At 70.3% G+C, this 11,476-nt stretch carries 11 protein-coding genes; 7 read left to right on the top strand and 4 right to left on the bottom strand.

The annotated features are described in order from the left end of the window. The first annotated feature begins 50 nt into the window (after positions 1–50). Positions 51–605, top strand: coding sequence for a UDP-4-amino-4,6-dideoxy-N-acetyl-beta-L-altrosamine N-acetyltransferase (gene pseH / locus E9232_RS12055; protein WP_309794269.1), 555 nt, complete (start codon positions 51–53; stop codon positions 603–605). Positions 606–609: 4 nt separating this feature from the next. Here pseH and E9232_RS12050 read toward each other — a convergent pair whose 3' ends face one another. Further along, positions 610–1,458, bottom strand: coding sequence for a hypothetical protein (locus E9232_RS12050; RefSeq protein WP_309794268.1), 849 nt, complete (start codon positions 1,456–1,458; stop codon positions 610–612). 119 nt (positions 1,459–1,577) lie between these two features. Then, entirely contained in the window at positions 1,578–2,708 is a 1,131-nt protein-coding gene (locus E9232_RS12045; protein ID WP_309794267.1) for a serine hydrolase domain-containing protein, read from the bottom strand. A gap of 181 nt (positions 2,709–2,889) precedes the next feature. Between E9232_RS12045 and E9232_RS12040 the strand changes: the two genes are divergently transcribed. Genes E9232_RS12040 through E9232_RS12030 form a run of 3 tightly spaced genes read left to right on the top strand, consistent with a single transcriptional unit; the run spans position 2,890 to position 4,928 of the window. Beyond that, a complete protein-coding gene (locus tag E9232_RS12040) occupies positions 2,890–3,750 on the top strand; it encodes a hypothetical protein (protein ID WP_309794266.1) in 861 nt (286 codons plus the stop codon). 42 nt (positions 3,751–3,792) lie between these two features. Beyond that, complete coding sequence (locus E9232_RS12035) at positions 3,793–4,374, top strand: helix-turn-helix domain-containing protein (protein WP_309794264.1); 582 nt, start codon at positions 3,793–3,795, stop codon at positions 4,372–4,374. Between the two features lie 8 nt (positions 4,375–4,382). Continuing rightward, a complete protein-coding gene (locus tag E9232_RS12030) occupies positions 4,383–4,928 on the top strand; it encodes a GNAT family N-acetyltransferase (RefSeq protein WP_309794262.1) in 546 nt (181 codons plus the stop codon). Here E9232_RS12030 and E9232_RS12025 read toward each other — a convergent pair. Further along, positions 4,912–5,799, bottom strand: a complete 888-nt coding sequence (locus tag E9232_RS12025; RefSeq protein ID WP_309794260.1) for a LysR substrate-binding domain-containing protein — start codon at positions 5,797–5,799, stop codon at positions 4,912–4,914. The two genes, E9232_RS12030 and E9232_RS12025, sit on opposite strands and share 17 nt — an antisense overlap. A gap of 103 nt (positions 5,800–5,902) precedes the next feature. On the opposite strand from E9232_RS12025, the gene E9232_RS12020 reads away from it, so the two are divergent. The 3 genes from E9232_RS12020 to E9232_RS12010 all read left to right on the top strand — a co-directional run bounded on the left by E9232_RS12020 (position 5,903) and on the right by E9232_RS12010 (position 9,744). Next, positions 5,903–6,364, top strand: a complete 462-nt coding sequence (locus tag E9232_RS12020; RefSeq protein WP_309794258.1) for a DUF3237 domain-containing protein — start codon at positions 5,903–5,905, stop codon at positions 6,362–6,364. A 64-nt stretch (positions 6,365–6,428) separates the two neighbouring features. After that, a complete protein-coding gene (locus E9232_RS12015; protein ID WP_309794256.1) occupies positions 6,429–8,303 on the top strand; it encodes an adenine deaminase in 1,875 nt (624 codons plus the stop codon). 64 nt (positions 8,304–8,367) lie between these two features. Further along, positions 8,368–9,744 carry an NCS2 family permease gene (locus E9232_RS12010; RefSeq protein ID WP_309794254.1) on the top strand — a complete coding sequence of 459 codons (1,377 nt, stop codon included), beginning with the start codon at positions 8,368–8,370 and terminating at the stop codon, positions 9,742–9,744. A gap of 51 nt (positions 9,745–9,795) precedes the next feature. Here E9232_RS12010 and E9232_RS12005 read toward each other — a convergent pair whose 3' ends face one another. Continuing rightward, complete coding sequence (locus E9232_RS12005) at positions 9,796–11,355, bottom strand: alkaline phosphatase PhoX (protein WP_309794252.1); 1,560 nt, start codon at positions 11,353–11,355, stop codon at positions 9,796–9,798. Between the last annotated feature and the right edge of the window lie 121 nt (positions 11,356–11,476).

Genomic DNA, 11,476 nt, shown 5'->3' with positions numbered 1-11,476 from the left:
TCTGGGCGGCTTATGACGGACGGGAATTGCGAGAATTCGGGAGTGCGGAGATGTTGAGCCTGAGGCGTGCGGAGCCGGCGGATTCCGACCGCATGTTCACCTGGCGGAACCTGCCGCATGTCGCGGTCCACCAGTACAGCGACCATGTCATCTCCCGGGAAGAGCATGATGCCTGGTTCGCCCGCGCCATCGCGGATCCGCGTCGGATCTACTGGATCATCCAGGATGACGGCGATCCGATCGGCCTCGCCAACCTCGTCGACATCGATGAGAAGAACAGCAAGTGCTCCTGGGCCTTCTACCTCGGCGCCGGCGACCTGCGCGGCAAGGGCATCGGCAGCTGGGTCGAGCTCAAGGTGCTCGACCACGTCTTCCTCGAACTCAAGCTCAACAAGCTGTGCTGCGAGGTGCTGACCAGCAATCCGGGCGTGGTGCGGATGCATCGGCGCTTCGGCTTCCAGGAGGAAGGCCTGCTGCGCCACCATGTGCGCAAGCAGGGCCAGTTCCTAGACGCGCATGTGCTGGGCCTGTTGCGCGACGACTACCTGCAGCAGCGCGACGCTCTGGTCACCATGCTGCGCGAACGCGGGGTGCAGGCGGAGTAGGGGATCACCGGGCCTGCGCCGTGGCCCCGGAGCCCTCGGCCGAATCCACGATCACCAGCATGTTCCCGGCCAGCGGCGTCGGCGTCCGGTCGGGACGCAGCACCGCGTCATAGCGGGCGTCGGACTTCGCCGCCGCCTCGTAGTCGACATCGAGGATGCCGTGGCGGTCGAGGAAGACGTTCATCGGCCCCGGCACGCGGACGCATCCCTTCGACGCCGGCTGGCCGAGGCGCTGCTCAAGCGTCGCCGGATCGGTGGCGTGGACCAGCAGCCGGATGGTCGATTCCCGGCCCTCGTCCTCCCAGCCCCGTTCAGCGGTCTGCCAGCCGAAATCCCACACCCGCATGCCCTTGAGGCCGAGGCCGCGGATGCCGTTGGCGTTGAAAGTGCCTTCGGCGCGCCAATCGAGGATCTCGTCGGTGTGAGGGAATACGCCGGTCGGCGTGATGAAATAGCCGTGGCGGCCTTCCTGGCCGGTCGAGACTGTCGATCCGCCCAGGCTCCGCCAGGTGCCGGACGGCTGCGCCAGCAGGATGCGCATCTGCTGCACGGCCGGGTTCCGGTCCACCACCATCACCAGCTGCGGCCGGCGGATGGCTTGGCCGCGGGCCGTGATCGCGCGCTGCGCCAGGGCGGCCCAGCGCTGGCCTGCTTCGGGCGCATCCGTGATCGCCATTGGCACCTCCCGCACCAGCTCGGCCTGCAGCCGGGCGAATTCGGCGTCGATCGGCGCGCCCGTGGCGGCTGTGCCGCGGTCAGCAGACGCTGCAGACCCGGGATGTGGGGCCGGGCCGCACCCAAGCGCCAGCAGCGGCAGAATGATGGCAAGGAGGAAGCGCACGGACATCGACATCTGGACAATCGCAATCGCGACAGTTCAAGAGATCAGGTTGTCTTTGCTCCGCTTCCGTCTGTATTCATACCATATCATGCGCCATTATTCACCGATCGATTTTACCGGATCGGCTGGGGCTAGGGCCGCGTCGCCGCGGGCAGGATATAGCGCTCCAGCACGGTGCGGCCGAGTGCGTCCTGCTGGTCGGGCTGGTCGTAGAGGCCGGCGGTGACCACCACCAGCAGGTCGCGGTCCGGCACCAGGAACAGCCGCTGTCCGCCCCAGCCGACGCCGGCACTCCAGCGCAGATCCTGGCCGTCGACCTGTGAATGGCCGAGCCACCATTGGAAGCCGTAGTCGATCTCGTCCTCGGCCGCGATCTGCTTCGTCGTCGACTGCTCGATCCAGCCGGCCGGGACGATCTGCTTGCCCTGCCAGGCGCCGTGATCGAGCACCAGCCTGCCGATCTTGGCGATGTCGCGCGGCAGCAGCCGCAGGCCGGAGGCGGCGACCGGGTCGCCGTTCGGATAGCGCACCCATTCGACGTCGTCGATGCCCAGCGGCGCAAACAGCATCTCCCGCGCCATCACCTCGAGCGACCGGCCCGAGACCTGCTTCAGCACCGCCGACAGCAGCGCCGTCGATCCGCCGCTGTAGACCCAGCGCTCGCCCGGCATCGTGGCGAAGGGCTGCTCCAGCACGTAGCGGTATGGGTCCGGCGCGTCCGACATCAGCCGCTCGCTGTTGCGCGGGTCGCTGTAGGGCAGGTCCTCGCTCCAGGCCAGCCCACTCGACATGGTCAGCAGATGGCGCAGGGTGATGCGGTCCTTCTCCGGCGAGCCCAGGTCGGCGTATTGCGGCAGCAGCGACAGCACGGGCGCGTCGATGTCCTTGATCCAGCCATAGTCGACGGCAATGCCGACCAGCAGCGAGGTCACGCTCTTGGTGATCGAGCGCAGATCGTGCCGGGTCGCGGCGTCGTGCGGAATGCGGCCGAGCGGCTGGCCCCAGCGCTGGTCCTCGCCGGCGAAGTAGCGCTCATAGACCAGCTTTCCGTGCCGCACGACCAGCACGGCATGGGCGTTGCTTTCCTCCAGCGCCGGGCCGACGGCGCACAGCGTGGCGGGGTCGAAGCCCTCATCCGCCGGGGCGGCAACCGCCCAGCCATCGTCCAGCACCGCCGGTGCGCGGCAGTCCGGCGGCGCGCCGGCAGCCGCGGCGGGAGAGGTGAGGAGGGCGATCAGGGGCAGGGCACGGCGAAGCGGCATGGATGTCTCCGTCTGGGCGCGACCGGGTGCGCCATCGATCCGTAACAGGGCCGATCGGTAGCAGGGACGCCGGGCCGCCACTGTACCGGGATTGCTCGGCCGCCGAATCACCTCCGCCCCGCCACGGCTTCGCCGTAGAGCAGGATCGACCATGTCCCCAGGTTATCCTGGGGGAGAGATCATGCGCGTCTTGCTGAAGATCCTGTTGGCCGGCCTGCTGCTGGCCATGGCCGCCTGCGTGTCGAACCGGCCTGCGGAACCTGTCGTGTCAGGGGTCGTGTCCCAGGAGATGTATCAGGCGGATGCCCTGGTTCCCGGCGGCGGGGTGAACCGGCTCGCGGCACCGCAGAGCCAAGCGTGGCCGGACAGCGGTGCCCGCATCGCGCCGGCCCCGGAGCCCCGGCTGGGCACGCGCTGGGGCGAGACCATCGCCTCGTCCATCCGCTTCGTCCATCTCGAGCGCCTGTGGCCGGACCGGCCGGAGGGGCAGGTGACGATCCGCTACGACGGACGCTGGGATGCGGCCGGCCCGCCCGCAGGCACGATCCAGATGCTGCCAGTCGCCTATGGCCGGGTCGAGTGGGCGGTGCTCGACGCCCGCGGCCGGGCGATGCCGCTCACGCCGGGCCGCGGAGGCGACCTCCGCCTGCACGGCCGGAACGGCGACCTCTATCGGCTGAGCTTCAGCAATCGCGGCCGACAGACGGTCGAGATCGTGGCGACGGTGGACGGGCTCGACGTGCTCAGCGGCCAGCCCGGTACCATCGCCAACCGTGGCTATGTGGTGCGGCCGTACGAACTGCTAGTGATCGAGGGATTTCGCCAGAGCGAGGATGCGGTCGCGGCGTTCCGCTTCTCGTCGCCGGGCGCGGCCTATGCCGCCAACACCCCGCAGGGCGACCCACGCAACATCGGGGTCATCGGCATGGCGGTGTTCACCTTGGACGACCCGGCCAACGCGGTCGGGCCGGCCGATGGCGCCCAGCCATTCCCCGCCGATGGCGCGCGCGACCCGCGCTTCGCCCCGCCGCCGACGCCGTGAGCCGCTTGCGTTATCTCTCATGATCGGGATAATTTCCCGATCATGAGAAATGAGATCGCCATCGTCGCCGAGCCGGTGGACGCCCGGCTCGCCGCCCGGCTTGCGGCCCTCAGGGCCGAACAGGGCTGGTCGCTGGACGTCCTGGCCGAGCGCAGCGGCGTCAGCCGGGCGACGCTGTCGCGGTTGGAGCGGGGGGAGACCAGCCCGACCGCCTCGCTGCTCGGCCGCCTCTGCACCGCCTATGGCCGCACCATGTCCGGCCTGATCGCGGAGATCGAGACCGAACCGGCGCAGCTGCTGCGCCGGGCCGAGCAGACGGGTTGGACCGACCCCGAAACCGGCTTCGCCCGCCGCAGCGTGTCGCCTCCGGCCGCAGGGCTGCGCGGAGAACTGGTCGAGGGCACGCTGCCGGCCGGCGCGGTCGTCAGCTACGACACGCCGCCGATCCACGGGATCGAGCAGCATGTCTGGATGCTGGAGGGCACGCTCGAGCTGATGGTGGACGACGTCGTCCACCGGCTTGGGCCGGGGGACTGCCTGCGCTACCGTCTGTTCGGCCCGACCCGCTTCGCATGCCCGGGACCGCGGCCCGCGCATTACCTCATCGCCTTGTGCAAGCCGTGAGCACCGCCATGCTGTCGACCGCAACCGATCCGGCTTCCCTGACCATCGCCGAGGTCCAGGCCGAGGACCTGCCCTTGGTCCTCGACGATCTCGCCGGCGTGCTCCACGCCTCTGTGCTGGACGGCGCCAGCGTCGGCTTCGTGTTGCCCTTTGCCATCGACGAGGCCCGCGGGTTCTGGCAGGGGCTGGAGCCGGCCTTCCGCAGCGGCGCCCGCCGTCTGCTGGTGGCGCGGCTGGAGGGGCGGGTGGTCGGCACGGTGCAGCTGGTTCTTGGCATGCCCGCCAACGGCATCCATCGCGCCGAGATCGCCAAGCTGCTGGTGCATCCCGCCGCGCGCCGCCGCGGCATCGCCCGGATGCTGATGGTGGCGGCGGAGGCGCTGGCCCGCCGGCACGACCGCAGCCTGCTGCTGCTCGACACCCGGCGCGGCGACAGCGCCGAGGGGCTCTATGAGAGCCTGGGGTTCCGCCTGTTCGGCATCGTGCCCGGCCACGCCCGCTCCACCACGGGCGTGCTGGAGGACACCAGCTACATGCTCAAGCAGCTGGCATAGGGCTATCCAGCTGGCGGCGCGCCTCGTCCTGCAGCCAGTCGCGGAAGCGCAGCACCACGGGCCGCGCCTCGCCGGGCTGCAGCAGGATGTGGTGGGCGGCCGGGCCGCGGATGACGTGCGGGAAGGGCTGCACCAGCTTGCCGTCGCGCAGCAGCGGCCCGAAGAATCGCGGCGAGAGCAGCGCCACGCCGGCGCCCTCGATGGCGGCCGAGGCGTCCAGCTCATGCGTCGGATAGTCGTCGGCGTAGAAGCGCAAGCCGGGCGCGTCCACGCCGGCCTCGTGGAACCAGCGTTGCCAGCCGTCATGGGGCAGCAGCGGCAGGGCCGCCAGATCGGCCGGTGACGACAGCCTGGCCGTGGCGGCCAGCGCCGGGCTCAGCATCGGCGTGGCCTCGACCGGCATCAGGGCGACGGCGTCGAACCCCGGCCAGTCGCCGAGGCCGGTCCGGATCGCGATGTCGAAGCGCTCTCCCGGCCGCAGCTCGGCCGAGACGTCGAGCCGGATCGGAACCGCATCGGACAGCGCGTGATACCCGGCCAGCCGCGGCGCCAGCCAGCGCGTGGCGAAGGTCGGGACGGCGGTCACGCGCAGCGGATCGGCCGCATCCCGGCAGTCGTCGACCGCCGTGCGGATCACGCCCAGGGCCTGGGCCATCCGTCCCGCCAGCGCCGCACCGGCCTCGGTCGCGGCCACCTTCGGGCCGGCGCGGCGGAACAGCGTCACCCCGAGCTCGGCCTCGAGATCGCGGATCCGCAGGCTGACGGCGGCCGGGGTCACGCCGAGTTCGGCCGCCGCCCGGCTGAAGCTGCCATGGCGGACGCAGGCTTCGAGGACGCGCAGGGATTCCAGGGCCGGCAGGCGTTTCAACATGCCCGATGTTAAGGACAGCTTAAGATGACTGGCAAGATCGCTCGCTTTGGATCGGCGGGCCGTGCTGCGCCTAATGCGGCCTGCCGCATGACCGGAGATTGCCATGACCGAACTCAAATCCCGCCCCCTATTCACCCTTTCGATCGCCCTCCATCCGATCCACGAGCTGGGGCCGACCCCGGCCGGTGAGCGCCGGGTCGTGCCCGTGTCGGGCGGGCGGTTCGATGGCGACCGGCTGGCGGGCGAGGTGCTGCCGCATGGCGGCTCGGACTTGTTGCTAACCCGCGCCGACGGTTCGTTCCAGCAGGATGTCCGGCTGACGCTCCGGACCCATGACGGAGCGCTGATCCTGATGACCTATCGCGGCGTGCGGCATGCCGCGCCCGAGGTCAGCGACCGGATCGCGCGGGGCGAAGCCGTCGCGTCGTCCGAATACTATCTGCGGATCGCGCCCTTCTTCGAGACCGCCGCGCCGGCCTATGCCTGGCTGAACCGGATCGTGGCGGTCGGCGTCGGCGAACGCCGCCCGGGCGGTGCGGGCTATGAGGTCTTCGAGATCCTGTGAGGCCTTGCCGGGCGGTCCGGTCCGGCGCTAAAGGTCGTACATTATCTCGATGGAGAACCGGCCGATGGCGACCGCCCCAGCCCTGCCCGACGACCTGCTGATCGGCGCCGAGGACGAGGTGGCGATCCGCCAGGATCTGGTGCTGACCGCGCTGGGCAAGCGGCCGGCGGACACGCTGCTGCGGGTGGGCCGGCTGTTCGACGTCCACACCCGGACCTGGCGCGACGACCAGGAGATCGCGATCAAGGGCCGGCGCATCGCCTGGACCGGCCCGGCCGGGACCTTTCCGGGCGAGGCGGCGCAGCGCGTCGACAGATCCGGGCTGGCGGCCGTGCCCGGCTTCGGCGAGGTGCACAAGCACATCGAGAGCACGCATCTGACGCCGGAGTGGGAGGCGGCGCTGGTGCTGCCGCGCGGCAACACCTGGACCTGCGAGGCCAGCCACGAATTCTCCAATGTCGACGGCCCCAACAACCTCGCCTTCTGGTTCGAGGCCCGGCGCCTCGGTTCGCCGCTGAAGATCTTCCCGCTGCCGGGCTCGGCAGTGCCGCCGACCGCCTATGAATGGGGCGGCGGCTGGTACGGCTATGACGAGCAGAAGGGCTTCCTGAAGCAGAGCCTGATGGTCGCCGGCCTCGACGAGGTGATGGACTGGCCGGCGGTCTGGAACCCGGAGAACCCGTCCTATCCACGCCTGTGGGGCATGATCCGCGCCACCTTCGAGCAGCGCGGCGTGGTCGAGGGCCATGGCGCCGGGCTGCGCGACACCGCCGCGATCAGCGCCTTCGCCGCCGCCGGCCTGGCCTCCGACCACGAAGCCTGGACGCCGGAGGAGGTGTGGGAGAAGCTGGCCCACGGCATCTTCGTCGAGCTGCGGCCCTATTCGATGCCCGAGGTCATCCCCTGGCTGATCGAAAAGGGCCTCGCCGACTGGTCGCAGCTGGCCTTCACCACCGACGACCGCAGCGTTTCCGACACGTTCAGGCTCGGCGCCACCGACCACAATGCCCGGCTGGCGATCCGGCACGGGCTGGCGCCGGAGACCGCGATCCAGTGCATCACCCTGAACCCGGCCCGGCACATGCGGCTGACGCCCTGGGTCGGCAGCCTGGCGCCGGGACGCTACGCCGATGTCGTGCTGCTGTCGGATGTCGCCGGCCTGGAGATCGCCGAGGTCTGGGCAGACGGCCAACCGGTCTCGGACGGCAAGCGCTACATCGGCCCGCAGCCGGCGATCGACTGGCCCGCCTGGGCGCGACAGACGGTCAACATCAAGCGCGACCTGACCGCGGCGGATTTCGCGCTGCCCGCGGTGCCGGGCCGCGACACCATGCAGGCGGCGCTGCTGCGCCCCTTCCATTGGGCCGACGGCTTCCTCACCGCCGAACTGCCGGTGCGTGACGGCGCGGTGCAGCGCGAGCCGGAGCGGAACATCACCAAATTCGCCATCATCGACCGCTTTTCCGGCGACGGGCGGGTGGCGAAAATGTTCTGGCTCGGCTGCGGCCCGCGCACGCCGGATACGGCCCTGGCCTGCTCGGTGGCGCATGACAAGCACAACATCTGGGCGGTCGGTTCGTCCGACGCCGCCATGGCGCTCGCGGTGAACACGCTCGTTGAACAGCAAGGCGGCTGGGCCCTGGTGCGCGACGGCGAGGTGCTGGCCACGGTGCGCTACGAGATCGGCGGGCTGATGAGCTGTCGGTCGCCGGAGGAGCTCGATGCCGAGATGCAGACGCTCTACGCCGCGGCCGAGGGCATCGACTGGATGTACGAGCCGACCTTCCACCCGCGCTGGTTCCCGGGCTTCCCGGAGCGGCTGATCTTCGCCACCCTGACCTGTGCGCCCTGGCGCTGGGTGCTGGTGGCGCCCTGCGAGCAGGCGCCGCAGGGCTTCGTCAATGTGCAGAGCGGGGAGACCCACCCCGTCGTCTGGTAGGGGGACGCGCTTTCCGATCAATCCAATCCCGCGGCAGCAAAGACCGCGGGCGGAAGGGGGCTTCATGACCACATCCGAGCCGACGAGCCTGCCGGCGGCCAGTGGCGGCTGGCTGGACCGGCGCTTCAAGTTGTCGGAGCGCGGCAGTTCGCTGCCGCAGGAGGTGATCGCCGGCATCACCACCTTCGCGGCGATGGCCTACATCATCGCCGTCAACCCGGCGATCATGTCGGCCGCCGGGATGGATCGCGGCGACCTGGTGATCGCCACCGCGCTGGCCGCCATCTTCGGCAGCCTGATGATGGGGCTGACCGCCAACCTGCCGCTGGCGGTGGCGCCCGCCATGGGGTCCAACATCGTCTTCGCCTATGTCATGGTGAAGCAGATGGGCATCCCCTGGCAGGGGGCGCTGGCCATGGTCGCCGTCACCGGCGTGATCTTCCTGGCTCTCAGCCTGTCGAAGCTGCGCGAGAAGGTGGCGAAGGAGGTGCCGGACGCGCTGAAGATCGGCATCCAGGCCGCGGTCGGCACGCTGATCGTGTTCATCGGCCTGCGCGGCGCCGGCTTCATCGTCGCCAACCCCAACACCTATGTGGCGATGGGGTCGCTCGCCAGTCCACCGGTGCTGCTGACCCTGGCCGGCATCCTGGTCACGCCGGTGCTGGTCGCGCGCAAGGTGCCCGGCGCCCTGGTCCTGTCGATCGCCGTCCTCACCGTGATCGGCCTGTTCGTGCCGCTCAAGGACGACGGCACCATGGTGACGACGCTGCCCTCGGCCTTCTTCGCCCTGCCGAAATGGCCGGCCAGCACCTTCCTGGCGCTCGACTTCAGCTACCTGGTCTCGCATTTCCTGGTGACGCTGCCGCTGCTGTTCTACTTCCTGTGCGGCGAGTTCTTCAGCACGCTGGCGACGCTGATCGGGGTCACCGGCGCGGCCAACCTGCGCAAACCGGACGGGTCGATCCCCAACGCCACCGCCGCCTTCGCGACCGATGCGACGGCGACCATCGTCGGGCCGCTCCTCGGCACTTCGGTCGTCACCGCCTTCATCGAATCCGTCACCGGGGTGCAGGCCGGCGGCCGCACCGGCCTGACCTCGATCGTGGTCGCGGTCGGCTTCTTCCTGGCGCTGTTCATCTGGCCGGTCTTCGTCATCATCCCGGCCCAGGCCACCGCGCCGGCGCTGGTGGTGGTCGGCATCTTCATGCTGCAGGGGCTGGCGCGGATCGACATGGCCGACCTCGCCAACGCCGTGCCGGTGGTGCTGATGCTGCTGGTCACGGTGCTGAGCAACAACCTGATCAACGGCATGGCGATCGGCACCTTCGCCTACATCCTGCTGTGCCTGGCGCTTGGCCGCAGCAAGGCCGTCACCCCCGTGGTCTGGGGCCTGGGCGTGATCTTCGTGCTGTATTTCGTGGTCACCAGCCGGCTGATGTGACGCCGGAAGATCCGGGGGATCCAGCCGGATCCCCCGGATTCCTTGGTGCGGCTACAGCGGCCCGCGCTCCCACGGGCCGGTGATCGCCATGGTGATGCCAGGGGTCTGGATGTTGACGAACAGGGTCCGGCCCTCCGGGCTCCAGCAGGCGCCGGCGAACTCGCTGGCGCGGTAGTCGCCCTCGGCGATGGTCTTGCCGGCGTCGGCGATCTGGCCGGCGGTCAGCTCGGCGTTGTTCTTCAGCAGGTAGAACGGCGCGCCCTGGCGGGTCAGCGCGACCAGCCGGGTGCCCGGGCCGTAACTGTCCGGGCTGCCAGCCGGCGCCGCGTCCGGGTCCTCGCACAGCACCACGCCGCCGCGCGGGCTGACGGTGACGTTGTCCGGGTTGTGCGCCGCGATCTGGCTGTCGCTGACGAACAGCGCCCGCAGCCGCTGGGTCAACAGGTCCAGCACCCAGACCGCGCCGTAGCCGCGCCCGAGCCGGCCGCTCGGCTCCCTGCCCGTGCTGGTGTCGACGATGAACATGCGGCCGTCGGCGTAGAAGATGCCTTCACCGCGGCTCATCCGCAGCCCGCCCTCGGCCCAGCTTTGCGCGAAGGGACCGCTCAGCGTTTCGCCGACCCCGATGTCCGGGAAGCCGATCGGTGCGGTGACCGCGTCCATGTCCGGCTGCTCGATGTCGATCCACTCCAACTGGTACTCGTCGCCGACATGGGCGACCACCAGGTCGGCATTGGGCCGGCGGCGGACGCGGGCCGCCTGCAGCCGCCCGCCATGGTCGAGCGCGCCGTGCCGGCCCGAGCGGTCATCGGGGATGAAGCGGTACAGCCCCGACTTGTTGCGGTCGTCCTCGGTCAGGTAGATGACGCCGGTGCGGGGATCCACCGCCACCGCCTCGTGGCTGAAGCGACCCATCGCCACCAGCGGGCGGCCGGTGGTGCGCTCGGCCTCCGGATGCACCTCGAACACATAGCCGTGGCGGCGGCCTGCCGTCGACTTGGCGTTGGTCTTGACCTCCTCGCAGCTCAACCAGGTGCCCCAGGGCGTGCGGCCGCCGGCGCAGTTCTGCGTGGTGCCGGCCAGGCTGGCTTCCGCCGACAGCCAGCGCCCGTTGCGGAAGCGCAGCGTGGTGGTGCCGCCGCCGGCGCGCGAGCCGCTGGTGTCGATCGTGCCGGTGTCGTAGGTGCCCGGCGCGGTCATCGACGTGGGTGCGGCGTTGATCTCATGGTTGCGGACCAGGATCAGCTCGTCCTCTCGGCCATGCCCATGGCCGAAACCGAAGTCGAACCAGCGGCCGCCCTTGCCGTGCATCACCGCCATGCCGTCATGGGCCCGCGGCACCGTCTGGCCGTCGGCCATGCGGTCGCCGGTCCAGGAGAAGGAGCTGTAGCGGAAGCCCGGCGGCAACAGCAGCAGCGGCAGGCCGGTGCTCTCGTCGGCGACCGGGGCCAAGGGGCCGTAGGGGCTGCGGACCGGGGCGGTCCAGTTCTCGCCGGTGGCGGCGGCCTGGGCCTGGCGCTGGGACAGGGCGCCCAGGCTGCCGATGGCGCCGAGGGCGAGGGCGGCGCCACCGCCCTGGAGGACGAGGCGGCGGGAGGGGGTGAGGGACATGGTTGCGGCTCCTGCTGGCTGTCCGTCGACCTGGGCAGTCCGGGCCGCGTCGATCCGCGAACGCCTCAGGCGCAGAATGGCCTTTCCCAAGTCAATGGAATCACTGACCGGGACAGTCATA

The organism is Inquilinus ginsengisoli (genome assembly GCF_031453975.1).
GTDB lineage: Bacteria > Pseudomonadota > Alphaproteobacteria > DSM-16000 > Inquilinaceae > Inquilinus > Inquilinus ginsengisoli_A.
Note: the sequence above shows the minus strand (reverse complement) of the source record. Positions and strands in the feature narration are given on the sequence as shown.

Bases quoted from the DNA above. Each gene is read 5' to 3' on its own strand.
- E9232_RS12050 (WP_309794268.1), bottom strand. From the start codon at position 1,458: ATGTCGATGTCCGTGCGCTTCCTCCTTGCCATCATTCTGCCGCTGCTG.
- E9232_RS12030 (WP_309794262.1), top strand. From the start codon at position 4,383: ATGCTGTCGACCGCAACCGATCCGGCTTCCCTGACCATCGCCGAGGTC.
- E9232_RS12020 (WP_309794258.1), top strand. From the start codon at position 5,903: ATGACCGAACTCAAATCCCGCCCCCTATTCACCCTTTCGATCGCCCTC.
- E9232_RS12045 (WP_309794267.1), bottom strand. From the start codon at position 2,708: ATGCCGCTTCGCCGTGCCCTGCCCCTGATCGCCCTCCTCACCTCTCCC.
- pseH (WP_309794269.1), top strand. From the start codon at position 51: ATGTTGAGCCTGAGGCGTGCGGAGCCGGCGGATTCCGACCGCATGTTC.
- E9232_RS12015 (WP_309794256.1), top strand. From the start codon at position 6,429: ATGGCGACCGCCCCAGCCCTGCCCGACGACCTGCTGATCGGCGCCGAG.
- E9232_RS12025 (WP_309794260.1), bottom strand. From the start codon at position 5,799: ATGTTGAAACGCCTGCCGGCCCTGGAATCCCTGCGCGTCCTCGAAGCC.
- E9232_RS12040 (WP_309794266.1), top strand. From the start codon at position 2,890: ATGCGCGTCTTGCTGAAGATCCTGTTGGCCGGCCTGCTGCTGGCCATG.
- E9232_RS12005 (WP_309794252.1), bottom strand. From the start codon at position 11,355: ATGTCCCTCACCCCCTCCCGCCGCCTCGTCCTCCAGGGCGGTGGCGCC.
- E9232_RS12010 (WP_309794254.1), top strand. From the start codon at position 8,368: ATGACCACATCCGAGCCGACGAGCCTGCCGGCGGCCAGTGGCGGCTGG.
- E9232_RS12035 (WP_309794264.1), top strand. From the start codon at position 3,793: ATGAGAAATGAGATCGCCATCGTCGCCGAGCCGGTGGACGCCCGGCTC.